The sequence below is a fragment of the Actinoallomurus acanthiterrae genome (genome assembly GCF_054775715.1).
This window is the reverse complement of the sequence record NZ_BAAHCO010000001.1, coordinates 11499407-11525509: the sequence shown is the minus strand read 5'-3', so window position 1 is coordinate 11525509 and position 26103 is coordinate 11499407. Positions and strand designations below refer to the sequence as shown.

General features: G+C 69.7%; 12 protein-coding genes. 6 read left to right on the top strand and 6 right to left on the bottom strand.

Going from position 1 to position 26103, the window contains the following annotated elements; all coding sequences use genetic code 11:
• Nucleotides 1–59 precede the first annotated feature (59 nt).
• From ACYVF7_RS54435 to ACYVF7_RS54425, 3 genes are all read right to left on the bottom strand, one after another.
• Nucleotides 60–7646, bottom strand: a complete 7587-nt coding sequence (locus tag ACYVF7_RS54435) for an ICP22 family protein (protein WP_460355639.1) — start codon at nt 7644–7646, stop codon at nt 60–62.
• Between the two features lie 721 nt (nt 7647–8367).
• Entirely contained in the window at nt 8368–10026 is a 1659-nt protein-coding gene (locus tag ACYVF7_RS54430; protein WP_460355636.1) for a hypothetical protein, read from the bottom strand.
• 123 nt (nt 10027–10149) lie between these two features.
• Nucleotides 10150–10455 (bottom strand): YbaB/EbfC family nucleoid-associated protein, encoded by a 306-nt coding sequence (locus ACYVF7_RS54425; RefSeq protein ID WP_460355634.1) that lies wholly within the window; start codon nt 10453–10455, stop codon nt 10150–10152.
• Nucleotides 10456–10717: 262 nt separating this feature from the next.
• Between ACYVF7_RS54425 and ACYVF7_RS54420 the strand changes: the two genes are divergently transcribed.
• On the top strand, nt 10718–11989 hold the full coding sequence (locus ACYVF7_RS54420; protein ID WP_460355633.1) for a hypothetical protein: 1272 nt from the start codon (nt 10718–10720) through the stop codon (nt 11987–11989).
• Here ACYVF7_RS54420 and ACYVF7_RS54415 read toward each other — a convergent pair.
• Genes ACYVF7_RS54415 through ACYVF7_RS54405 form a run of 3 tightly spaced genes read right to left on the bottom strand, consistent with a single transcriptional unit; the run spans nt 11907 to nt 13824 of the window.
• Entirely contained in the window at nt 11907–12647 is a 741-nt protein-coding gene (locus tag ACYVF7_RS54415) for a hypothetical protein (protein WP_460355632.1), read from the bottom strand. The genes ACYVF7_RS54420 and ACYVF7_RS54415 overlap by 83 nt on opposite strands.
• Entirely contained in the window at nt 12644–13225 is a 582-nt protein-coding gene (locus tag ACYVF7_RS54410; RefSeq protein ID WP_460355630.1) for a hypothetical protein, read from the bottom strand. Before ACYVF7_RS54410 ends, ACYVF7_RS54415 begins: the two co-directional genes overlap by 4 nt.
• A complete protein-coding gene (locus ACYVF7_RS54405) occupies nt 13222–13824 on the bottom strand; it encodes a hypothetical protein (RefSeq protein WP_460355627.1) in 603 nt (200 codons plus the stop codon). The genes ACYVF7_RS54410 and ACYVF7_RS54405 overlap by 4 nt, the downstream gene beginning before the upstream one ends.
• A 112-nt stretch (nt 13825–13936) precedes the next feature.
• Between ACYVF7_RS54405 and ACYVF7_RS54400 the strand changes: the two genes are divergently transcribed.
• The 5 genes from ACYVF7_RS54400 to ACYVF7_RS54380 all read left to right on the top strand — a co-directional run bounded on the left by ACYVF7_RS54400 (nt 13937) and on the right by ACYVF7_RS54380 (nt 26101).
• Entirely contained in the window at nt 13937–15250 is a 1314-nt protein-coding gene (locus ACYVF7_RS54400; protein ID WP_460355624.1) for a S8 family peptidase, read from the top strand.
• Nucleotides 15251–16014: 764 nt separating this feature from the next.
• Complete coding sequence (locus tag ACYVF7_RS54395) at nt 16015–24531, top strand: hypothetical protein (protein ID WP_460355621.1); 8517 nt, start codon at nt 16015–16017, stop codon at nt 24529–24531.
• Between the two features lie 38 nt (nt 24532–24569).
• Nucleotides 24570–24770 (top strand): hypothetical protein, encoded by a 201-nt coding sequence (locus ACYVF7_RS54390; RefSeq protein WP_460355619.1) that lies wholly within the window; start codon nt 24570–24572, stop codon nt 24768–24770.
• A gap of 109 nt (nt 24771–24879) precedes the next feature.
• Entirely contained in the window at nt 24880–25434 is a 555-nt protein-coding gene (locus ACYVF7_RS54385) for a hypothetical protein (protein WP_460355617.1), read from the top strand.
• A 4-nt stretch (nt 25435–25438) separates the two neighbouring features.
• The gene (locus tag ACYVF7_RS54380) at nt 25439–26101 is read left to right on the top strand and encodes a hypothetical protein (protein ID WP_460355615.1); all 663 of its coding nucleotides are present in this window, start codon (nt 25439–25441) and stop codon (nt 26099–26101) included.
• The last annotated feature ends 2 nt before the right edge of the window (nt 26102–26103 follow it).

Here is a 26103-nt window from a genome sequence, read left to right as displayed (position 1 = left end):
CGCCGCCTCCGTGTTACGAACGCTGACTGCCATGGGAAGAGATTCCTTTTCAGGTGTCATTACGCAGCCAAGCTCCAGCGGGTGATCGCGAACAGTGCGGTGGCCTGTTCCTTGTCGATGGCGCGGTGGAAGATGTCGTCCATCAGACGGCGGAAGGACAAGCTCTCTGCCGGCCCGATCCCTTGCGGATGTTCGTGGTCCGCGCCCAGCCTACGCTCCTCGAGATGGGCGCCCAGGGGGTCGCGCAGCCCGCCGTTGGGCGGCAGGAGGCCGTTCGCCTGCCGGAAGGCCGCCTCGGTGAGAGCCAGCGACAGCTTGACCCTCGTCTGGATCACCGCCGGGTCGAGGGAGCCGTCCCACATGCGGAATTCGATGTGGTCGGTCTGCTTGCCCTCGTGCATCCCGCTCATGTTGACGGCGAGGCTGTGGCCGTCGTCCCCGGCGGTGACCTCGCCGATGGAGGCGTAGCCGGTCGTCAGCTGTTCATTCGGCTGGCAGTATGCCACGCCGCGGTGTTGGTAGGCGTCCGGGTTCTGGCCGAGCCTGAACAGCGTGTCCATGTAGGAGTCGGCCATCCGCATGACGCTGTGGTGATTTTCGACGATGTGGTCGTAGTCGTGGGTGCTGACATGAATATGTCCACCCGTCGAGAAGTCGACCTTTCCGCCGTGCGACGTGACGATCTCGCACACCTTGGCGATGGCCTGCCAGGTCTCCGGCTCGTCGAAGAGGATCGGCGACACGAGCTCTCCGGCGACGCTGTCATCGAACTCGACCCGCCAGGTGTTCCTGGCGTCGCTGTAGCCCGCCTCCTTCGCGGCGTGGTAGCTGTGAACGTCGGCGCTCTGAGCCAGACCATGCGCATGAAGGTCTCGAGCGATGGCATTCAGCATTTCCGTGGAGTTGGCCGCGGGCCCGCTGATCTCCAGTTCGAGGCCGAAGGCGCGACCGCCGTCACGGGCCCCCAGACCACCCGTGGCGTTCTCGTACAGGTAGGGAACGACCGGCTCGCCCCGTTCCGCGCGAGAGAGGGCCCGCAGATAGTCCTGCCGGAATGCCTCGTGGTCCGCGGTGTAGGACACCTCGGGTTCATCCGGCCACCGTGCCCAGGCATCGACGCGTGCCTCCAGCGACCGGAGGCGTTCCATCGCGAGCTCTCGCTCGCCGTCGCCGTACCGAGTGAGAGGAGAGACCTCCTCACGGGCGTGACCAAGCTCCGCGTCGGCCGCGAGGCGGGACTCCTGAACCGCGTCACGGGCGCTGTGCGCCGATGCGTCGCCTCGTGCGTCGGACATGGGCCCCGGGGGATCCTCGGCCGCAGAAGTGGTCGTCGCGTCGGGCGGGCGGTCCGCCGGGGCGTGCGCACTCGGCCCCGGGTCCGAGGACTCTCGGTGCCGGTTCAGAACGTCGACCAATTCGGTTCGGGCGGCCGCCCTCTCCGGCGCGTATCCGCGTTCCTGAGCGTCGGTGTAGAGCTGCGCGAGATCTCTGAGCGAATAGTCGAGGCCCATCTCCTCGGTCATACGCGCCAACGGGTCGACGGCGAAGGGCCGAGATCCGCGGTCCGAACCGACGATTCTCGCCATTTCGCCCAGCGCCCGCGCGGTGGAGTCCGACACGCCCTCGACGCCGTAGCGTTCGGTGATCCGGATGCCGTCCCACAACGGGTCCGTCGCGCGCAGCCGATCGAAAGCCGCGATGAGCGCATCACGATCGGCGGCCTCGGCCGGCCGGAATCCGTGATTCTCGGCCTCGTCGAACATCCGAATCAGACGGTCGGTCGAGTAGCCGAGGCCGAGGTCATCGGCCAGGCGCAGCAGCGGGTCGATGCCCTGCCGCCGGTCACCCCGCAGCTGCGGATCGGTGCCGATGATCTCGTCCAGCCGCCCGAACTTACGGGCCGTGTTGGCGTCGACCTGCGGCATGCCGAGATGCTCTGCGACCGACAGTCCGTTCCACAGGAGGGGATCAGACTCGGCGAGCCGGTCCAGGATGGCCATGAACTCCTCATGATCGGCGGCCCGCGCGGGTTCGAAACCCTGCTTCTCGGCTTCGACGAAGGCAGCGGCGAAGCGTTCGATCGAACGACCGCCACCGCCGGCCTGAGCGCCGAGGCCCGTCAGTGCCTCACCCGGTGAATGGCCGTTTCCGTCACGGCCCGATCGGTAGATCTCATCCATGTGACTCAGCGCACGCGCGACCGAGTCGTCGGCAGCCGTGATCTTCAGATGGTCCGCGATCACCATTCCCTCCCACCGGCGGGGGTCGGACCGGCGATGCGCGTCCAGAGCGGTCAGCAGCGAATCGCGGTCGGTGACCGTGGCGGGATCGAGACCATGCGCGCGTACGTCATCGAACAGGTGCCCGAGGGCACGGAGCGCCGTACCCATGCCCACGTCGTTCGACAGGACCAGGAGAGGATCGTCGCGCAGACCGTACATGAACGAACCGCGTACGGAACCGAGGATCCCGTCCACCTGCGCGAGTGCCCGCAGGGTGGAGGTGTCGCTGTCGGAGAGGAAGTCCAATTCGTCGATGAGGGCCATCCCGTCCCAGACATGCGGATCCGCCGCCCGATGGCGGTTCAACGCGTCCACCAGCCCGGCTCGGTCAGCGGCGCCGGCAGGGTCGAATCCGTGCGCCTGGGCCTCGTTGAAGAGCCTCCCCAGGTTTCCCACGGCCAGGTCGTCCAGTCCCACGGACGTGGCGAGATCCGCCAGAGGGTGGCCTACCGACATGCCGTGCGCCGACGTCCCTGCGTCTGCTTCGAGAATGCGGTTCATCCGGGCCAGCGCTCGGAGTGAAGAGTCGCTCGGATCGGAGATGAAACACTCCCGGGCGACCCGCCTTCCTTCTACCAACAGCCGCGCGTCCTCCCGCGAGCCGCCTGGCGCCGGCTGCGTCTCGGCCGTCGGCCGAGCGGGCGGGTCGGACGACCGGCCGTCCTGGTCGGGAGAATGCCGGTCACCCTGGTCCGGCCGGAGGGTCGAGCCGCCGCCGGCGGGGTCTTGCGGACCGGTAGGCCTCGGCGGTGCCGGGGGAGCGGTCGGCCCGTCATCCCCATCGTCCCGGTTCTCTCTGGGGGGTTCCACGGCGCCGTGGGCCGGGGCAGACTCCGGCCGGTTGGCCGGGAGGTCATCGGAGGCCAGAAACGAGGTCTTTCCCTTGGCGTTCTCCTCGATGTGTCCGAAGCGGTCCATCATCTCCTCGTACCAGCCTGGGTGCTTGAGCCGTTCGAATTCTGGGCGCAGCGCTTCGAGCCTGCTCCTGATCAGCGCGACATCGCTGCTGGACAGCTCGTTGTGCTTCCAGACGTATTCGTAGTGCCCGTCGCTGACTTTCACGAGGTCCGCGTAATGCTCGGCGAACGAGTTCGCGGTGGTGTCGATGGCTCTATCGTGGAAGGCCAGGTTGTGGTCGATTCCAAAGACGTTTCCGTCGATGATGATCCAGTTGCCGTTGTGCCGATCGTTGTTTTGGATCAGGATGTCGAGTAGACCGAGGATCTTGGCGCCATGGGTGTTCTGATAGCCGAGATGGTCCAGGTCCGAAGGGTCCCAGGAGTCCGGATGCTGGGCGAGCGCAGTGTCGCCGTCCACGTGGTCCATGAAGAGGACACGGTCACTCTCCCGGTACACGCGTGGCACCGGCGCATCGACGGCGCCGCCCACCAGCGCGCCGAGTTCCTCGCGGTCGCCCTGGTCCTCCTTGCCGGCCTTCAACTCCTTGCGGACCGCGTGCGTGTCGTCGTTGAAGGTGACGAGCTCCACCCGCTCGGACCCCGTGGCGTGACTCGAGGCCGTGTCGGCGCGCCCGAGGAGTCTGGTCTGGGCAGGGTCGATGCCGGTGGCGACGCTCCGCGCGAGTTCCTCGCGGCGCTGAGCGTGTGAATCCGTTCCGACTGGATGCTCACCGGGCTCCCGGCTCTCGGGTGCGCTCCGCCGCTGGTGGTACGGATCTGCCGGGGGCTCGTGCGACTCGGATGGCCGGGACCCGTGTGAATCTGCCGGGGGTTCGTGCGGCCGGGGCTGCTGGGACCCATGCGGTTCGCCCGTGGCCGGTCCGGGCTCTCGCGTCCCGCCGTCCTTCGGGCTCGGCACCGGCTCGTGGCCCGTCGGCGCCGGCTCGTGGCCCGCCGGAGGGGCGTGGCCCCCCTCGGGAACGAAGATCCGCCATGCGCCCTCTGGGGGGTAGATCACGCGAGGGCGCCCATTGGCGTCGAAGGTCATCGGCTCGGAGACGTGGGCGGTGCCGTCCGTCGAGTACCAGACCTCTTTGTCCGGGGCTATGACGATGAGGCCGGTCTCGTTGGCGATGTCCTGCGCCAGGCCATGCCGCTCTTGACCACTGTCGCAAGCTCCTGAACGAAGGAGGACCAGGCGGCTGTCCGCCGGTGGATCCGCGAGCGCGGGCTCGTGGCTGAGCAGCGTTGCGATGTCCTTACCGGTGAGCGCTTCGTCGCCGACGAAGCCCACTACGGGGTCCGCGTGCATGTCGATGTGGAAGACACCATCGATCGGTTTGATGCCTTGCGAAATCTGGATGTTGTAGTTGTGGTCGTCGTCGCCCGGGTGGAAGTAGGCCACGCCGGCGTCGGTGGGCTCACGGTATGTGTGAACCTGCTGCAGACGCTCGTCCATGGGTCGCCGAGGAGCGTCGATGCCGGGATGCCCCACCGTGCCAGGCAGCGGAGAGCCGTCGGCCGGTAGCTCCGCGAGGAAGATGCGGTGGATCGGCCGCCAACCCTTACCATGCATCGGCAACGTGTAGTGCTCTTCGGCCAGCACGCGGAAGCGGGTTTCCGGGTGGAAGAACACTCGGTCTGTGATCACGGCACCACTGCGGGAGTGGACCACCAACTCGACGGGCTGTCCGTGGTCGGGGGTATGGGCGGCCTCTGCGTCCAGCACGCCGTGCATCGTCACGTCGGCGCCGGGGACCAGTTCGGCCAGCCGGTCGGCCGGTAGCGATGTGTAGTGGTAGACCGTCTCCCGATCGGCGACCGGGCAGGCGCTCAGTCCCTCACTCGCATCCTGGGCCCACGCCTGGGCTTCGGCGCGTACCTGGGGGTCGTCGCTGGCCAGCGCCTCGTTCAGGCGGCGGACGCCATCGTCGTCGAGGAGCCGCTCGACGGCGTCCCTCTGGTGCGGTGGAAGGTCTTCGAGGACATCGGGGCCGCCGTCGAGAGCGTCCGCTCGGTGGTCACCGACCTCATCGGTACGGCCGGTGCCGTCAGTCGTGCCGGCGGGGTCCGGCTCGCCGGTCGGCGTCGACCGCCGCGCGTCGGAGCCGTCGGCAGTGCGAGGCTCCTGGTCGGTGTGGTCTCCCTTCGTCCGCTTGTCGTGGACGCCTTGCTCGTCGGTCGGGCGCTGATCCTGTTCAGGAGACGGCGTCGGGTCGTCGTCTCGGCCTCGCCGGAACCTGAACCGGGCTTCGTTCGTCGTGGGCTGATCATGCCCTGTGGGCTCTCGCCCAGCGGCATCCTGATGCCCCGCCGGGGGCGTGCCGGCGGATGGCGGCTCGTGACCGGTAGGGCCGCCCTCGGACGGATGGCCGGCCGGGCCTCTGCCGGCGGGCTCGTGTCCACCGGACAGGTGCTCGCTGGCCAGGTGCCCGGGAGGCGGCTCGTGCGGTGGGTTCCCATGCGGCGCACCGTCGACCGGGTCCGTCGATGGCGGTGCCGCGTCCTCCGCTCCTGCCGGCGCTTCGGGCTCCGAGGAGGCGGCGTTCGTGTGACGCCGGGGGAGAGGCTCTCGCGGGCTGGGATCCGGGACGAGATAGGGCTCGGTGCCGGTGGTATGCCGGCCGAGCTCGTCGAGCCGCTCCATCATGCCGTCGTACCAATCGGTGCGGCGGAGGCGGTCGAACTCGGGCTTGACGTCCTGCAACCGCTGCCGTACGTCGTGGATGTCGTGGGATGACAGGGGGTTCTCGTCGGCGAATTCGGGTCGGGCCGGACGGTCTTCCTTCAGATAGTGCGCAGCGAACGGATTGAGCTTGGGGCCCGGAAGCAGCCCTCCGAACGAATCGCTGTGGTCAATGGCGTAGATGTGGTCGTTCTCATCCACGTGCCAGTTGGGGGTGCGGTCCGGGTTCTGGACGAGCACGTCGAAAACACCGAGCATCCGGCCCTCGGGGCTGTCCGCCCACGCCGGCTGGTGCTCCTCACCGACGACCCCACGGGAGTTCCGGCCGCCGACCTCGTCCATGTAGACGGTGAGCCCGTCCTGGTGCACTCTCGGTACGCGTACCCCGAGGGCCTCACCGACTCGGGAGGCGAGCGTCTCGGCATCCGCCTCGCGCGGGAACCGGAACTGTTTACGGACCGCAGTGGTGCCATCGTTGAATGTCACCCGGTCCACGTAACCCGGTCTGCCGACGATCAGCGGCTCCTCGTGGCGAACGCCCGATGCGACGCTGTCGGCCAGCGACCGGGCTGACGGAGCGTGGTCCGCTGCGGGGCCGTGGTCAACGGACGGCGTGCCATCCAGAACCGTCGGCTCGGCCCTGCGCCCAGGGGAATCCGAAGGGGGCGTGTCTCGCGCCCCGTCCGTGAGGGAAGCGGACCGATGCGGCTCGGCGATGGTCCCTGCTCGATTCTCTCCGCTCGGTGGCGCCTCGGCGGGATTCTCACCGCGTGGCGTCTCCGGGGGCGGGCCGGACCGGTCGTGTGCGCCCTCGGCGGGAGGGACGTCCTCGGCCCGCTGCCCGTGGTCCGGCGGATTGAGGAAGTCGTTGATCGACTTGCCCGCCGTCGGCGTGTGGACCTCGGACGTGATGGGCGCCGAGGCGTCGCCGGGCTCGTGTTCCGCGAGACGGGTCGGGTCGGGAGTCGCGTGCTCCGGGACGGATCGGGTGGCAGGCTCCGAGGGCGGGGCGTTCTCGCCATCGTGCGCGGAGCCCGTGGCCGGCCGGTCGGGTTCCGGGGCGCGTCCCCCGGGCTCCTCGGGTCGGCCGCCGGTGCCGTCATGCGGCTGTGAGGGGTGATCTCCCAAGTCGCCATAGAGCGGGTCGGTCCCCGTGGCATGTTGTCCGAGCTCGTTCACCCGGCCCATCGCCTGGTCGTACCAGTCGTCCAGTCGTCCGAGTCTTTCGAACTCCGGGCGCAGACTTTCGAGCGCCTGGCGCAGGTAGGCGACGTCGGAATGGGTGAGCGGACTATCGATCATCCGGTAGCCGCCCAGCCCGTTGGGTTCGGCGAACTTCTGGACGAAGGGGTTATCGAGAGGATTGGCGCCCATCGTGTCGAAGAAGGCCAATGCGTGATCGATCCCAATGACGTTGCCGTCAGGACCGATCAGGAAGTTGTCTCTCCGGTCGCCGTTCCCGACGATCAGGTCCAAGAGCCCGAGCCGGCGGCCCTCCGGGCTGTTCCAGTACGGCAGATCCGTGCGGTACTCGTAGTCCTGGTGCACCTCTCGGATCGGCTTGCCGTCCGCGTAATCCATGTAGATCGTGCGATTGCCGTCGGTGATCGCCCGTGGCACCGGCGCGCCGATCTTCTGTCCGAGCATGGACGTGAGCAGCTCGCCATGCAGGTCTTCCGGTGTACGGACCACCTTTTCGACGACCTGCCGGCCGTCCGCGCAGGTGAGGAGCTTGACCGATACTGCTTCGTTGCCGCCACCGAGTTTCAGTTCATGCACCGGCCCCGACTCGAAGCTTTTCTGCAGAGACTCTGGTGTAAGCGGTGAATGACCCTGCGGGGACCGTCCTTCCGGCGACTGGTCACCGAATGCATCGATTCTGGGGGAGCCGCCGACGGCCTCGGCCCGGCCGCCGTCGGCCGCACCATGTCCTGGAGGGGGAGCGGCACCCGATGCGCGGGGGTCCGTCGGCACGCCGACGACGCCCGTTTCGCGGACCTCGGGGCGTGAAGCGGTGTTCGCCGGCGGGGTCGGCTCGCCGCGTGGTGTAACGGGCTCGCCCGGGCGAGGCTGTCCCGGGGTCTGACCGGCAGGGCGGTCGTCGGTGGCGTAAGGGGCGGGTTTCGCCCGGTCGGTGGGAGTCGCGGTGGACGGGGGGCCGGACTCGGCGGGCTGGGGCCGGCCGCCGGTGGGCCCCTCACCGGGTCTCGTGCCGCTGCCGCTTCCGCCCGGCCTCTGGCCCTCTCCGGCTCCTGGGCCGGTCTCGCTCGGCCGGGGGCCGCTGCCGGTCGTTCCTTCGGGACGGCCGGGGGTCGCGCCAGGCTGTCGTCCGGTCCGGCCGTCACCGTTCAACATCTCGGCGATGCTCGGCCGCGCCGAGCTGCCAGGGGGTCCGGTCTCCGGCGGTCGTACCGGGAACGCGGCCGGGCCGGGCTGGCCCGGCGTGGCCGGCCCGCGGTCGGAACCGCCGGTGTACCCCTCCTGGCCGCCGAGGACCGGCCTACCCTGCCCGCCTGTGGACGGCGACTCGGACAGGTTGCCCGTCCCGCCGCCTGTGGGGGATTCCGGCCTGCCCGGCAGACGCGAGGTCGGTGCCATGCGTGCCGTCGGACGTCAGAACGTGGCCCCCGCCTCCACCCGGCGGTGGTGGGGGTGGCCCGTCATCGCCGTGCGACGACCCGCCGTGTGATGATCCCCCCGACGACGGAGGTGGCGGGGGTGGCCCATCATCGCCGTGCGATGGTTTGCCCTGTGATGACCCGCCAGACGGTGGGGGCGGTGGGCCCCCGTCATCACCACCGCCGGTGGGCGTAGCGCCGCCGTTGCGGAACCGCCCGGCTGCGTACTGACCGGCCTCTTTAGCACCCCCGAGTCCGGCCATGCCGAACCCGAACGCCGCGGCCTGGCCGACGTTCATGTGGTCGCGGTCGAAGATCGCCTGACCGGCCAGGTTCCCCGCGGTCCCGGTGGTGCCCGCGAAGCCGAACCGGGCACCGACCCCCTTCATCCCCGGCGCGCCCATCCAGTCGGCCAACTTGGTGGTCAACGGGTTGCCCTGCCGGGCCACCACACGCCCCGCGGCACCCATCACCCCACCGGCGACCGCGCCCATCCCGACCGACTTGCCGAACTCTCCCCAGTTCCAGCCCTTCTGAACACCCTCATGAATCCGCGCGTACTGCCCCGCCGCGTCCATCCCCCCACCGAACCAGGCACCGACCCCGGCAGCCGTCATGATCTGATGGCGGCCCATCCACAACGCCACCCGCTGAAGGAACGTCTTCAACGCGAAACCCTCAGCCTCCGACGCACCGATCGCGGCGGCCTCCGAAGCACCGGCGGTGATGAACGACCACGCGAACCCGATCGCCATCGTGATCACTACGAACGCGCACGAAAGCTCGAACTGCAACCGCGCCGCCCGCTTCTGCGCCTGCAAACTCCCCACCCACGACGCCAGATCCCGCAGAGACTGTTCCAGGAACCGCAGCCCCCCAGCCTCACCCCCACCGGACAGGGCCTGGGCGAACGTCTTGAACTTGTCGGTGGCGTCACCCGCGTTGGCGCTGACGACCACACCCGCATGATCATCCAGTTCGGACGCGCCCCGGCTGAACGCGTCCGCGCACGTGGTCAGCGCCGACTGGATCCGGCCCAGACCATCCATGCTCCCGTCCGGCCACTGACACCCACCGACCAGCATCTCCAGGAAGAACAAGCCCTTCTGCACGATCTCCGGCAGCGTGTCGAACTCCCCCACCGGCTGATCGAAATTCCCCTCCGGCAACCGATACGGATCCTTGGCCGCCACCGCGTCCTGATCCGCACCCTGCGGCACGTCACCCCCGACCGTGGACGCCGACTCGGCCAACTTGTACTGGTGACCGGCAACCGTCAACATCCCCCCGGTCGCCCGCACCAGATTCACCGCATCAGCAAGCGCCGCCAAACACCCGTCCCGCGCCGTACCAAACCCCGCCGAACCCTCACTCCCATTCAGGAACGCCTGACCGATGTCATCGTTCCCCCAAGCCGCCCCCGCCCCCGACAACTCACCCACCAGCGTGTCCACCGCCGTGGCCAACGTGTCGGACAACCCCGAAAAACCCCGACCCGACTTCCCCCACGACGCGAAATCAATATCGAGATCAGTACTCACCACTCACCCCCGTCAACATCGCCCGCACGAGCCCACACGCCAGGGGCGCTCGTTGCCGGTCGACCTCGTAAATCTCGGGCGGACGCGTCGAGAATCGCGGTCCATTCCCGAGGAAAATGCGCCTCAGATTGTCATTCGCCACTCCACTACACCCGCACAGTGCTCGCGTGATCGTGAAATAGTCCGGGAGTGCTCGGCCTGCTGATGGTTCTTCGTCATCATCGAAGGGGGCGGCTCGCTGGGCATCGGCTTGTGAGAGACCTTCGGGTCGAAGTGGATGTCCTGCGGTCGCCGTCTGGGGCCGACGGCGACCGTCACCAGGCCGTCGCGGCGGGTCGCCGTCGGGCTGACCTCGTCGAGCGCGCGGCGCATCTCCTTCGGTCGCTCGACCTGCCGGAGGTAATTCTCCAGCAGCTCTTCGAGCGACACGCGAAGCTCCGCTACTCATGCCCCTCCGATAATGTCGAAACGCTTGACGCTTAGAACAGACTCGTCAGTCGCGCGATCGGTTCCCCTTGTCCGCTTTGTCCCCGCTGAGCATAAGCTAGTCGCCTTCCTCCCGCATCGCGTGCGGCCGGGCCGGTCGTGACGCTGAGACCACCATGAACGCCCCCGAGACCATCGTCAACGTCCCCCTGGATCCGCTGTGAACCCGGAATCGCAAGCCCTTCCATCGCCGAACCGCGGGCCGGTGGGCCGCTCGGTCCTCGCCACGTCCCCGGTGATCCTGCCGTGGGCCACGCTCCGGCTGGCCGGCCGGTTCGTGCTGCCGCTGGCGCTCTGGTACACGGTCGGTCAGGCGCTCCGGTACGCGCTGTTCTACAGCGGTTATCGGTTCGGGCTGCACAACGCCGTCGTGCCGGTTTTTGTGATGAGCTTCACCGTGCTGGCCGCCCTGTCGGTGACGGTGCTCATGGTCCACAGTGTCAAGGACGGCCTGCCCGCGGTCCGACAGCACGAACTCGACGAGTCCCTCACCTCATGGGCGGTGCAGGACGAGGAGACCATCCTCGACGCGCTGGCGCGCGCGTTGCTGCCCTTCATGATCTTCTACCTGGCCTGGAACTGGTACGTCGACGACGCACGGGACTACGCGCAGAGCGTCACCGGCCGCGGATTCGGAGAGCAGGGCCTCGGCGGCCAGATGGACGCCTTGAAGTCGATCGGCGCTCTCCAGGATCACCTGTACATCGCGATCGCACTGACCGTCGCTTTCCTCATCGCCAAATTCGTCGCCGAGCGCGTGGTGGAACCGCGGTGGGCGCGAGCGGGCGGGGTGTTGATCGCCTTCTGTGAGGTCAACTGGACGCTGTTCGGCCTCTTCACCGTCAACCAGGCCCGGAACGCCGGCACCAACTGGCTGCAGGGGCGGGTCGCGTGGGGATGGCTCGCCGACCTCACCGGCCCCCTCTTCGGCTGGGTGAGTGCGCTGTGGCCGTCCCTCAAGGAGGCGGTGCTCGGTTCGCTCGTATGGCTGGTGATCGCGGGAGTGATCCTCGGTGTCGACGCCACCGAGGAGGCCGCGCTCGGCAGCGGCCGGCTGGCCCGGCGGATCATCGCGGCCAGCGGCATGGACCGGCCGCGTACGCCGCTCGAGGTTTTCACCCGGGAGTTGCGCGACAAGTGGCTTCCGACGGTGTACGGGGTCCGTATGGTCATCCGCGCGGGAATACTCCCGTTCGGCGTTTTCTGCGCCCTGTTCATGGGTCTGGAGGTCGTCGCGGATCTGGGGAAGCGGGGTGTCTACGACCTGCTCGGCCCGCATCCGGTCGCCTGGTGGGAGGCGCGCCTGTCCCTCGTCGACTTCGGTGTCGACTTCGTCCATCAGGCGCTGCGCGTGTGCCTGATGGCGGCGGCGTTCGACCTGGTGGTGGCCCGCGTCAATGCGCGAAAACGAGACCGTTCAGCGACTGGCCCGCCTTCGTCGTCGACTTCTGCGATATCGCCAGTAGCACGGAGTTGACCAGGGCGGCCGGTACGTCGGAGGTGACCGCGATCTGGGCGGTACGCCCCGCGACCGGGTCTGGTCCGAGCGGGCCCCCCGTCCACTCGTGCCCGGCGCCGTCCCGCAGCCGGTAGCCGGTCGCCTGGACGTTCTTGACCCCCTGGGCGTCGAGTGGCCGCACCTGCAGGATCAGTTTGATGTGCACGGCACCGGCCGGTGTCGTCGAGTCCCTCGGGGGCGTGGTCGTGTCCCGGCCGAGCATTCTCCACTGGGCGTGGCCGAGCACTCCGGTCTGGCCGAGGCGTACGGTCGTGTCGCGCTCCGCCGGCTGTATGTTCGCGGCCTGGTGGCCGTCGTCGATCCATTGGACGGTGAGCAGGCCGGGCGCCAGGACGAGCAGCACGGCGGCCTCGATCAGGCGCCGGCCGCGCCGTCCACCCTCCGCCCGTGACATCACCGCCGGTTCGGACGGGTGGGCTCCGGAGTCCAGGGGCTGCAGCGCGTCGGGCACCGTGTCCTCGAGCGGATCCCGCGCCACGGGCGCGCGCGGATCCCGGGTCGTGTGCTCGTACGAATCCCGGACCGTGAACTCGTACGGGTCCCGGGTCGTGTGCTCGTACGGGTCGCGGGGTGCCCGCGAGCGCGCCGATCGCTGATCGTATGGGTCGAACGTCATGTCGTCTTCAAGACGTAGTCGCGGGGAGCACGGCCGATCAGATCCGCCGCCTTTCGGGCGTCGATGCCCAGGTCCACGTCGGCCTCGGCGCTCAACTGGTTGAGCAGGTTGGAGTCCCCGACGATGAACCGCGCCCCGGCCAGCCGGTCCTTCGGGATCTCGAAGACGTACGACGCGGGACTCCAGAACATCGGCTCGTAGCTGCCGGAACGACCGGAGATGTCCGGGCGGCCGCTCTCGTCGTACGACAGGCCACCGGGTGTGGTCAGCCGGACGTGCCCGGGCGTGAACGGCTTCTGGTTGCTCTTGATCCGCAGGTAGACGATGACGAAGAGGCCGGGGCTGGGGACGGCCGTCCGCTTGACGATGCTGTCCTTGACGATCGCGGTCGCCACGTCGACCCGGTCGACCTGGACGCTGAAGACGCGGTTGCTGACCACGGCGCCGATGCGGCCCCGGCTCGCTATCGGGTCGAGCATCTTGGCGTCCTGGCGCGGCTTGTCCCCGTGCAGCCACATGGCGGCGGCCATGAGCGCCACGGCGACGAGCCAGGAGGCGGCCCTGACCAAGGTCTTCATGAGGTCGCCCCCGGCCGCACCGGAAGGGTCACCGTCGCGGTGACGGGAGAGGTGCTCGTGACGCTCCAGGCGATCTCGTTCGTGCTGAACGCCTGGCCGTACTGCCACGCGCGCAGCGCGAGGGTGACGGACTGCGGCGTCGTCGTGTCCGGGAGCGGCCACACCAGCTGGACGACCACCGGGAGCCGCGGGTGGATCTCGGTGGTCGTGCCGCCGAGGAGGTCGCCGTTCGACTGCATCAGGTCCGGCTGCACGTACTTGCCGGGCTTGGGCTCGGCGACGACTCCGCTCAGGAACGAGCCCACGCCCCACGAGCGGTTCCCGGTGTTGGTCACGCGCGTCCGTACGACCAGTTTGTTGTCGGCCTTGCCGAAAGCCCCGAACTTGAACCGGCCCGCGCGGGCGTCGAGGACCTGCACCTTGAAGAGTCCCTGATCCACCGTCGCGCCCGGGGACACGGTGGCGGGCCCGCTCGGCCGGGCGCCCAGGCCGCCGAAGGCACTGGCCAGCGCGATCGCGACCGCGGCGACGCCGACCACGCTGAGTAGCACCGTCGGCCTCCGGCGCGGTGCGGTCTCGGAGTGGTCGTGATGGGCCACGAGGACTGATGCTAACGGGCCGTCTGCCCGGAATGACCGCGATCGGAACCTGTCGTCGCGTCGATCGTCTAAAGTGCGACTCTGGTCGGTGCGTTCCCGGGGGAGGCGAGGCATGCGGGCGGTACGACTGGCGGGGCTTGCCGTCGCGGGCTCGCTGGCGCTCTCGGCGAGCGTGTGCGCACCGGCGGCCCTCGCGCTTCCCGGCCGGGCCAAACCGTCGCCATCCGCCCATCCAAAGTCTCCGACAAAGTCGGCCACCAAGCCCACCCCCGCCCCGACGGTCACCAAGACCAAGATCAAGACGGCGACGCCCGTCCCTCCCTGTCCCACCCCGCAGTCCTTCCCGGCGTCGCGCGTTCAGCAGGTGCCGTGGGCGCAGTCGAGGCTCGACTTCACCAACGTCTGGAACATCACCCGGGGGAAGGGCGTCACGGTCGCCGTCGTCGACAGCGGTATCGATCAGACGCACCCGCAGTTGGCCGGCCGGGTCGTGAAGAGCATCGACCTCACCCACACCCACAACACCGACTGCTACGGCCACGGTACGGCGGTCGCAGGCATCATCGCGGCCCAGGACGAGCGCAACAGCAGGTCGATGCCGTTCGTGGGAGTCGCCCCCGACGTCCACCTGATCTCGGTCAAGATTCAGAACCAAGAGGCGTCGAACGACGACGGCACGCTGCTCGCCAAGGGCATCATGCGGGCCGTGGACGAAGGGGCGGACATCATCAACGTCTCCGCCACCAACACCGACTACCCCCTCCTCCGGCAGGCGGTCGAGAAAGCGCGGAAGAAGGGCGTCCTGATCGTGGCCTCGGCGGGGAACACCGACCCGACCAAGAAGGCGAGCGAGCAGCAGGCCTACCCCGCGTCGTACCCCGGCGTGCTCTCCGTCGGAGCCATCGGACCCGACGGTCCGTTGTCCGACTTCTCCAACACCACCTCGAAGGTGGACGTGTCCGCGCCCGGCGACAGCATCATCAGCACGGAGGGCGACGGCTACGTCGGCGATCTTCGGGGCACGAGTTACTCCGCGCCGTACGTCACTGGCGTCGCGGCTCTGGTCAAGTCCGAAAAGCCGAACCTGACCGCGCCGGAGCTCCTCAGGCGCATCGTCGCCACCGCCGATGGCAGCGTCGGGGCCGGCAGCGGCGGCGGGATGGTCAATCCGCGTGAGGCGGTGACCGCGCTCATCAGCGACACGGGCGGCCCCTCCACGTCACCTCGCGTGGGCGCCCAGCCGATCGACATCGGCGGTCCACCGCCGGTCGATCACCGGACCCGTGATGTCGGTGCGCTGATCGCGGTCTGCGCCATCGGCGGTGCGCTGCTGGTCGCGTTCGCGGGGGTCGTCGTGCCGCTCGGCGTGCGCCGAGGCTGGCGACCGGGCCGCGCGAAGCTCCCGCCCGACGACGACTCGACCTGACAGGGCGTTTCCCCTCCGCGAGATCATCGCCGTTCCGCGACCGTGCGCGGGCGTCACGTCGTTCATGCGGGCGGTTCACGGCCGGTGGGGACGAGGTCGAACCGGCCCTGGTGAAAAGCCCGTGCCGCACCGTAACCGTTCCGTCACATTCGTTGTTACTTGATCGATTCACCTGTGACTTACCCATTGCCTCGCAAATTCGGCAATGGTTTACTTGCCCGAAACGCAGTTAACCTCGTGGACATAATCCGCGAGGAGTCGAGTGAGCACGCACGGGGATCGGGCCCGGTCCCACCGGCTGTTTGGCGGACACAGGATCCGGCCGAGGTGGTGATAGCGCAGGGCGGCCATTGGTGAACGACCGCATACCCGCGCCGACCACGCGGTAAACGTCCGACCGAATGCATGACCCGGCGTGACCCGTTCTAGAAGTCCATCGCCACTGGACGGTCGAACGACACGGGCGATCGGCCGACCCTCGGCCGAGTCGGCCCGGTGCGGGCGACGTTTGACGGGGGTGAGTGGTGAGTACTGATCTCGATATTGATTTCGCGTCGTGGGGGAAGTCGGGTCGGGGTTTTTCGGGGTTGTCTGACACGTTGGCCACGGCGGTGGACACGCTGGTGGGTGAGTTGTCGGGGGCGGGGGCGGCTTGGGGGAACGATGACATCGGTCAGGCGTTCCTGAATGGATCTGAGGGTTCGGCTGGGTTTGGTACGGCGCGGGATGGGTGTTTGGCGGCGCTCGCGGATGCGGTGAATCTGGTGCGGGCGACGGGTGGGATGTTGGTGGTGGCCGGTCACCAGTACAAGGTGGCCGAGTCGGCGTCCACGGTCGGGGGCGACGTGCCGCAGGGTGCGGATCAGGACGCGGTGGCGGCCAAGGATCCGTATCGGTTGCCGGAGGGGAATTTCGATCAGCCGGTGGGGGAGTTCGACACGCTGCCGGAGATCGTGCAGAAGGGCTTGTTCTTCCTGGAGATGCTGGTCGGTGGGTGTCAGTGGCCAGACGGAAGCATGGATGGTCTGGGCCGCATCCAGTCGGCGCTGACCACATGTGCGGACGCCTTCGGTACGGCGGCGGGGGAGTTGGACGCTCACGCCGGTGTGGTGGTGAACGCGAACGCGGGTGAGGCCACGGACAAGTTCAAGACGTTCGCCCAGGCCCTGTCCGGTGGCGGTGAGGCCGGGGGGCTGCGGTTCCTGGAGCAGGTGTTGCGGGGGCTGGCCTCCTCGGTGGAGGGACTGCAGGCCCAGAAGCGGGCGGCGCGGTTGCAGTTCGAGCTTTCGTGCGCGTTCATTGTGATCACGATGGCGATCGGGTTCGCGTGGTCGTTCATCACCGCCGGCGCCTCTGAAGCCGCCGCGATCGGTGCGTCGGAGGCTGAGGGTTTCGCGTTGAAGGCGTTCCTTCAGCGGATCGCGGTGTGGGCGGGCCAGCATCAGATTTTGAGCGCGGCGGCGGTGGGTGCCTGGTTCGGGGCTGGAATGGACAGCGCTGGGCAGTACGCGCGGATTCATGAGGGCGTGCAGAAGGGCTGGAACTGGGGAGAGTTCGGCAAGTCCGTCGGGATGGGTGCGATCGCCGGTGGAGTGATGGGGGCCGCGGGGCGTGCGGTGCCAGCGTTGGCCGGGCGGGGTAATCCGGTGGCGACGAAGCTGGCCGATTGGATGGGCGCGCCGGGGATGAAGGGGGTCGGTGCCCGGTTCGGGTTCGCGGGCACCACGGGTACGGCGGGGAACCTGGCCGGTCAGGCGGTCTTCGACCGTGATCACATGAACGTGGGTCAGGCCGCGGCGTTCGGGTTCGGCATGGCCGGGTTCGGGGCCGCCAAGGAGGCCGGCCAGTACACGGCAGGCCGGTTCCGTAACGGTGGCGATGACGGCCAGGTGCCCGTGCCTCCGGTTTCCGACAGCGGCATCCCCAACGACCGCCCCACCTACCCCCACAAATCCGACACCGGCGTCGGTTACGACATCAAGGGCGAAGCCCACGACAACCCCAACCCCACCAACGTCAGCGGGCCCGTCCACAACATCACCACCCTCCCCGAACGCCCCACCAGTGGTGGCACCGGCGGTACGCATGGCACCGACCTCGCGTCTGTCGGCAGGCAGGAATCCTCCGGTGGCGGCGGGACGGGCCACTCGCTCGACTCACCGCTCACGGGCGGGCAGGGCAGGCCGATCAGCGGCGGTGACGTCGGCGGCACCGGTGGTCCCGACCGCGGGCAGACGCCGCCGGGCCAGCTCGGCCCGGCCGCGCTCCCGGGACGACCGCCTGAGGCCGGGCCCCCCGGCGTCCGCCCCGGTGAGTCGGCACGCCCGAGCATCGCCGAGGCGTTGAACGGCGACGGCCGGACCGGAAACCGGCCCGGCACCAACCCCGGCCATCCCGACGGAACCACCGGCAACGCCCCCCGGCAGCACGAGACCGGCCCAGGAACGGGAGAAAGCCCGAAGCCGGGCGGAAACGGCCACGGCACAAAACCCGAAGAAGGGTCCACCGGCACCAGGCCGGACGACCCCACGGCCCCCACGGGGCGGACGCCCCACGCGACGTCCGACCCGGCCGGCATGGCACGGAACGCGATGGACGAGGCGCGGCGGGCGGTCGTGCCGGACGGCATGCCGCTGCGGGACGGCGGTGTGCGGGTGACCGGCGCCGACGGCCGGTCGGTCCACCTGCCGTACGAACGCCTTCGCGAGGCGCAGGACCGGCTCGCGGCGCGGGCGGCCGAGGGCGTCACGAACGAACGCCTGTGTGCGGAGGCGGCCAGGTGGCTGGGCGCCGAGCTCGCCCGGTCGACCGGTGGGCATCCGCTCGAGGGCGGGCTGGACGCCCTGCACCGGCTCGCCGAGAACTCCCCGGAGACGCGTCCGGTCGCCACCGAGCTGGCTCACCAGACCCTGGCGGCCCACCCGGAGCGGGCGGACCTGGCCGCGAACTGGCCCGTGAGTGAGACCAGGCCCGAACCGAGCCCGGTGATGCGGCCGGGCATGCACGAGCCGGCGGCCCAGGAGCTCGTCCACCAAGCGGACGAACTGGCCTCCGCTCTGTCCACTCCGGTCACGCCCGATCCGGGCGCGTCGCAGGCGCCGCGTACCGGGCCGGGGAGTACCCCCGGCGGCGTCCATTCGGCACCGGACGCGGCGGGGAGCACGGTGCCCGCGCCGGACCGGCCGGCACACCTACAGCCCCTGAGCATCGACGAGGTCGGGTCGGCGATCGCGGAACTGCGGCCGGCACATCTGGGCCGTGGAGTGACCGGCTTGGAGTGGAATCCGGACACGGCGACGCTGCGGGTGCGGACCGAGTCGGGAGCGGTGCACGACTTCCACGTGAGCGTCGGCGATACGGACGGAGCGGCGGCGCGGACGCGGGTCGGCGCGGACGGCCGGACGCACGAGATGACGTGCGCGCCGTGGATGATGTCGAAAGAGGCGGCGCAGGCCGCCCACCTGTCGCCCGAGCGGGTCGCCGAGGCCGCGGACGAGCTGCCGCGGACGGTGCTGCACCAGATGACCGACACGCTGCAGCGGGTCTCGGCCGCCGAAGCGAGGGCCGGCCACGGCATCATCCGCCGCTGCCTGGAAGCGGTCGGTCCCGGACGGCACGGGGACCGGTCGGCGTCGGGCTACAACCAGCACCGATACCTCGCGGACAAGTACCTGCACACCACCGACCCGGTGGAGCAAGCGCACTACGTACGGGAGATCAACGACCTGGCGCGTGACATGCACGCGAAGGGCCGTACTCCTCCGTCACCGCCGTGGGTCAGCGGAGCCGACGGCATCCGGCCGGCCGAGCGGCCGGCCACTTCGACGACGCCGGAGGCCGCCAGGGTCGCCGAGCTGACCGACCAGGTCGGCAAGGTCCGTGAATCGCTGCGGAACGACATCACGGCGCTGGAAGACCGGGTGGCCGAGCACCGGAAGCTGGCCGACGAGGCCGGCAAGGACGTGCAGGCCGCCTTCGACAGCGTCACCAAGGCCGCGGGCGAGCGTGACCACGCCGCGGCCACCCGCGCCACCGACGCGGTCGCCGACGGCCGGGCGGCGCTGGACCGGCAGGTGCGCCATACGGAGATCGCCGACGGGTACGACAAGGCGCTGAAGGAGGCGCGGCAGGCCGACATCTCCTACGACGCGGCGCAGCGCTGCCTGAACCAGCTCACGGAGCATCCGGACCCCGCCACCGCCAAGACCACCGCGGCCGCCGCCGCCATCCTCGTCAAGAGGGGCGCGGAGGAAATGGCGTCGTACGGCCATGCGATGGACAAGACCATGCCGCCGGACGCCGCCCTGGCCGGCGGCGAGATCATGGGTCCGCTGGCCCACCTGAACGGGCTCACCGAGACGACGAACAAGTGCGTCGAAGCGGCCGGTTCCACCAGCAGGTTCGCTCCCGACGCGCTGGAGAAGACCCTGCGCGGGAGCACCCACGACCTCCTGTCCGAAAGCGGCGTGCTGGTGCCCCTGGACGAGTCCGGCGCGTTCGTGCGGATCCAGGCCGAGGTGACCGACCTGGTCGAGGTCAAGCCGGAGATGGACCCCGCCGAGTCGATGAGCGGAGGATTCGCGGAGGGCGGCCACGGGCACGGAGCGACCGCCGCGCACACCCAGACCACGGCGGTCTCGGTCGACTCGTCGAAGCTGGCCATGCTGATCCCCGATGGCGTCCACCCGATCCTGGACGGCGCCAAGGCGGTGCTGAAGAACTTCGGTCCCGGCGTCGAGGTCGACGTCGGCCGGGGCCGGTCGGTCAGCGGAAACGGCCTCCAGCACGGGCAGCCCGGAGCGGTCGTCGACATCCGGAACGGTGAGGTGCGGGTGCTGGACGGCCGCGTCACCTACAAGGTGTCGGTGATTCCCGGGCATGACGTTCCGGAGACACCGGTCACGCATGTCACCGAGGGCACCCGGGAGGACTCCCCGACCATGCAGGTGCTGCTGTCCAACAGCTTCACCGGACGGGACCTGCCGGAGAGCGTGCAACTCCCCGCAGGCGAGGGCACCGGGAAGATGCCCCACCACCACGTGGCCGAGCTGAGCGGCCTCGAGAAATGGCACGACGACGTCGTCGCGGCCATCACCCAGGAGAAGGGCGAGGTCGACCCTGTCACCAGGGACCAGCTGCGGAACATCCTGACTCAGGAGGCCAAGGAACATCTGGGGCAGATGGTCAACAAGCCGAACGGCGAGCGTCGGGCCATCCCCGGCACGGACCTGGCCGTACGGTTCGAGGCCGAACTCGACCTGGGCAAGTTCGTCGCCATGCACTCCAGCAAGGTGGACTGGATAGAGAAGGTCGACGTCGGCCTCTCGGGCACGTCCGGAAACCAGTCGTTCAACGTGTCCAAGCAGGTCGGCGGCTCGATCCCGCTCCCCATCGACAAGCTGTGGGGCGGCGCCAAGGACCTGATGCCCGGACCGCACGAGGTCAACGTCGGCATCAGCGGGAAGCTGAACGGCAGCCGTGGCGTCACGCACTCCGAGTCGGTGAACGTCGGCGGCACGTCGGTGGCGGTGTTCGTCGAGCGCTTCGTGGGGCGGACCCAGGCCGAGCTCATCCAGCCGGGCGGAGTGGTGGTCAAGGCCCACCTCTATTCGCTGTCGGACAACCGGCCGCTGGGAACCGTTTCTGGGGACCTCGGCGGATTGATCCGGCTGTCCGCGAAGGATGCCGCCGAGGCCGGCATGCCCGTCGACGTGGCGGCGGTCAAGGTGGACCAGTCGGGTGCGATCGTCCGCAACCCCGACGGTTCGGTGGCGACGCCGGAGGACCACGGCCCGGTCGCGCCGTCGGAGCGCAAGGGCATCCCGGTGCACATCGGCGACGGCCCCGGCCAGCTGCGCGGGGCCGGGTTCGCGCTGGTCCGGGACATCACGGGCATCGGCGAAGCCGTGACCAAGGCGATGCCGATGATGCGGGATCTAAAACTCGTCCCGAAGCTGGACGGCAACGAGATGCCGATCGCGCCGAACCATCCCGATCGGCTGGAGTTCCTGCACGAACTCGCGAACCTGCGGAGACTGGAGGACTTCCCGGAGCGGTTCTTCGATCCTCATTACGACCAGCTCTGCCAGGAGGGCATGGGCTTCGAGCTGCCCAACGGGCACTCCCTCACGGTACGGCTGGAACAGCGCTTCGACGAGTTCACCGATCTCGGCCCGGACGGGTCGAGGAACCTCGTCGGGCTGAACATCGACTCTCAGTCGTCCAGCACCGGCGTCAACGACTCGGTGTCCTTGTCCGGCGGCGGTGGCGTCTCCGGCGCCTGGAAGAACTTCGGCGACCACAAGGCCGGCTTCGACGCGAATCTCGGCGGTAGTGGCGGAGTGAACCGCGGCCACTCCGAAGGCCGGTCGGACACGGCCTTCGTCAACCACGTCGGGCTCAAGGAGCTCAAGCAGGTGCGCCTCTTCGAGGGGAAGCACGAGGCCGTCGTGGAGATCCGGGACCGCCACCAAAAGCTGGTCGGCCGGTTCACCGCGGACGGTACGGCCGCGGTCAGGTGGCCGAGCGAGATCCTGCCGGATGCCCAGGCCCGGCCGGCCGAGGTGGAACGTCTCCAGTCCCCGGAGGGCACGCAGCCGACGCCGAAGAAGCTGGCGAAGGACGCGTACTGGGAGCAGATCGACGCCGGCCCGGTGCTCAAAGACCTCGGCGAGAAGGCGCCCCCCCGAGTGCTGGCGACGGAGGGCGCCAAGGCGTTCCTCAGCTCGTCGAGTCTCCGCGGCGCCAAGGAGAAGTTGCTGGGGAGCGGATACGAGACCAGCGTGGTCGTCGACCCGCATGGGCCGCGGCCACGCAGCTACACGATCAAGGCCGAGGTCGAAATGGGGCCGTCCAAGGTCACCGATGCGCACGACTCGGTGACCGGAGACGTCAACCTGACGGTCGAGGGCACGTCGACCTCCTCGTCGCACACGAAGGGCGGGAACGTCAGCGGCTCGGCCGGCGGCGGCCACCATGGTGCCGACGGATCGAGCCTGGACGGCGGCGCGGACCTCACCCGGTCCGGAAGCACGACGACCGGAGAGTCGAAGAACTCCTCTTCCGGGCTGGAACGGCTGGACATCCAGGTCGGCAAGGATGTCGGAGTCCACGCGAGCGCACACCTGAAGATCACCGTTACCGACGACCGCACCGGCAAGAGCTGGGAGTCGTCGGGTGACGTCGGGGCACGGCTGGCCGTGCGCGAGAACGACATGCTCGCGATGCATCTGAACGACGAGTACCACCTCCCCCTGGATCGCATGTCCGACCTCGTCGAGCGGCTCGGCAACGGTGCCTCCGAACTCGGTCCGAACCTCGCCGTCAAGGTGGTCGGCCGGTACGCCGAGGACCTGCGGGCGGCCATCCACTCCGGCGAGGAACTGCCGCCGTTGGCCCAGTCGCACACGCCGGAGTTCCTCGGCGACGTGCTGGAGAAGGTGACGGGAGTCGGCCACGATCTGACCGGGACGCCCGAGGAACACCGCCTGAACGAGGTGGCCACCCACGCCGCGGATCTGGAAATGCCGCCTGTGGAGGTAGCGGTGCCCGAGGCGTACGAGAAGGGGGTGGGCATGAGCCTGTACGACCACGTCAGCCTCGACAAGCCCATCCATACCGCGGTCCTGGAGGCGGTCGAGAAGAACTCGCCCGGCGCGCTGGACCGGGACCCGACGCTGCGGCAGGCGCTGTCCCAGATGTACGAGGGCGCACGCTGGGAAGGCCCCAGCGACAACATGTTCGACCCCTGGGGAGCCAGGGACGACGTGCGGGTGGTGGACGAGACCGGCCGTAGCCACATGGTGACCATCAGGGTGAAGGCCGAATGGAACGGCCGGCCGGTCATGTACGACAAGATCCCCGGGAAGGTGCCGATCTTCCAGGCGTACGGCTACAAGGGACACGGCGCGACCAAGTCCCTCAGCCAGTCCCTCGGCGGTGACGTCAACGCGACTCACGGCACTGCTGCCGGCGGCTCGGTGAACGGCTCGGTCGGGACCGGCCGTAGCAGGTCCGTCACCACGTCCGTCGGTCACGAGAACATCAGAGTGAAGCGGCTGATGTGGACGGACGCCGACAGCCCAGCGGCGAACGCCGCCAAGGCCACGAACGAGACGGGGAAGCGCAGCCTGCTCGACGACAAGACGGGCATGGCACAGCTCGAGCACGCGGTCAAGATCACCGTCACCGCCGAGACCGTCCCCTTGGAGCCGGGACAGGTGAAGCCGCCGAGCGGGGAACGCCCGGCCCCCATCCCGGTCGAGGTGCACGGCACGGTGGGTCGCACACTGCCGGCGCGGATGGTCCGGGACGCCGCCGAGCCCGGCCCTTCGGCGGCCGACCACGTGCCCGATCACCGGCCGCTCACGATCGGCAGCGACTTCGCCGTCGAGCGGGTGGCGCCCGAAGGCCCACACCAGGCCATGCGGGAGAACTTCGTCGACCTGCTCGGCAAGGGATCGGAGTGGGAGGTCGACAGGCGACTCGAGCACGAATGGTCGGCGCTGCAGCGGCAGGGCCGGGTCGAGCAGATGATGGGCGAGGACGGCTACCCGATCCGCGTCAAGGTCGGCCGGCACGAGGTGGAGGCCGTCGTCCGGATGGAGCTGTCGGACCCGCGGATCCGCGACGTCGGCGGCGCCGAGCTCAGCCAGGTCGACCGGCGGGAGTACACCGAGTCCTCGTCCGCGTCGCGGAGCGAGCTGCTCCCGCCGAGCCGCAGCGTCGGAGTCAGCGGCGAGCTGGGGCTCGGGGTCAAACAGTCCTCCGGCGCCCAGGCGTCCAGGTCCATCTCGGACAGCGGCGGCGCCCGGTTCGAGCACAACGTGTTCGCCACCACCAACGAGGCGCACAGCGGCGGTTTCACCGCCAAGTACCGGATCACCTTCAGCCGGGACGGCAAGTTCATGCACGAGGCGGTGACGCACGGCGGCGTCAACCTGACGGTCGCCGGGCATGAGCTCGCGGACGCCCGGGCACGGCAGGAGACGACGCCGCCGCCCGAGATCCCGGACGGCGGCGCGCCCGCCGTGGGACCGGGCGGCGTGCGGCCGGCGGCTGGGAGCCGGTCGAGTTCGATCCGGCGGAGCCGTCGGCGCCACTGCGGCGAGCGCTCATCGACGCCCGCATGGACGACAGAGCGGTCTCGATCGAGGTGCCCGGTGGCCCGGACGGCGTGCGACGCTACACCGCCTTGCCGGACGGCACGCTGCGCAGCGACGACGAACCCTGGATCGACGGAGGGTTCGCCGACGGGTTCGGCAGGTTGCACCCGGCCCTAGCGGTCACGGCGGACGAGCGGGGGATCGATCTGCACAGGGTGTTCAACCAACGTGGTGAGGGCACGTTCGCCGACAAGGTACGAGCCGAGTTCACCGCGCGGGGCATCCCGATCCCGCCGGAGGCGGCCGCGCCGGCCACGCTGACGTCTGGGGCCGGTGGCCGGCCGAAGCCCGGGCAGGGCGAGGTGACCGGCGAGGGCAGCGTGTCGCCGGGCCACGCGCCGGGAGGCGGCGCGTGACTCCGCCGCGAGAGCGGGCCGCCGCCCCGACGGGTGACGGCACGATCGTGGCGGGCCGTGATCCCGGGCGTACGCCAGGCGTGCGGCGGGCCGGAAAGGGGGACGGACCATGCCGTTCGCGGTAGCGCGGACCCGGGACGAGGCGCACCTCTACCTCGACCTGCACCCGTGCGAGGACTGCGGGTCGGTGGACACCGCCTGGGACAACGCGCTGGTCGACGTCGGCGGCGAGCTGGCCAACCGGTACGCCGGCACCTGCGCGAGCTGCGGCCGGCCGCGTGAGTACCTGTTCGGCCTGCCCGAGCGGGAGACCGTGCCGGTCGGCTTCCCGACGTTCGGCGGTCCGGAGCCGTCACAGCTGGTGGATGCGGGACAATGGCTCTGGGTGGCCGACCTGTCCGCGGAGGGGGCCGCGGCGACGGAGGACCCGGAGGAGGCGCGAGCGACGCTGGCCATCGCGACCGCCGCCGTGGCGGAGATCCTCAAGTTCATGGGCGCCGGTGCCGAGCGGGTGCCGGAGCGGGCGTTCTGGTCGGAGACCGGGCGGCGCGTCCGCGACCAGGACCCGGCCCGGTTCACCCACGCGCGGCTGGTCGAGCTCCGGGAGGATCTGTCCCGGCAGGGGGCCGGCACCGGTACGGCACGCGAGCGAGGAGTGGGCTGAGACGTTGCGATACGCGAGGACCCTGGTCGAGGCGTACCTGTACTTCGACCTCGCGGCGGCCGAGTCCGGCTCGGCCGGCGACGTACGGGCGCGGACGACCCTGACCGAGGGCCAGGACGCCTGGACGCTTCGCCTCGAGGGCGCGGACGACGCCGGCCAGGGCGATGACGCCGGCCAGGCCGGTCAAGACCATGGGGGCGGCCGGATCCATGACGCCCTCCAGGGCCACGACGCGGGCCGGGACCGGCCGGAACCGATCGAGGTCCGGGTGCGCTACTCCACCGAGGAGGCGGCGCGACGCAGGGGCCTGCGGTTCGGCACGGACACCTCCGAACTGATCGACGCCGGTCAGTGGATCCAGCTCAGCACGGTCTACGCGCGGCGGGCACTGCGGGAGGGCATCGCGTACGCCCAGGACCCGTCGGAGGAACGCCACCGCGCCGTGGTCGCCGACTGGGAGTTCGCCCGGGACGCGGCGATCGAGGCCGCGAAGCACCTGCCAGAGGGCGCCGACGAGGTCCCCGACGAGGCGTTCTGGACACCGCTGGGCGCCGAGACCCGCCGCGCGGCCCCGGATCGCTTCACGCGCGACCGGCTGGATCGGGACATCGCGTTCTACCAGCAGAGCCTGGAGGACGCCCGCCGCCAACGCGGCGGAGCCGCCTGACC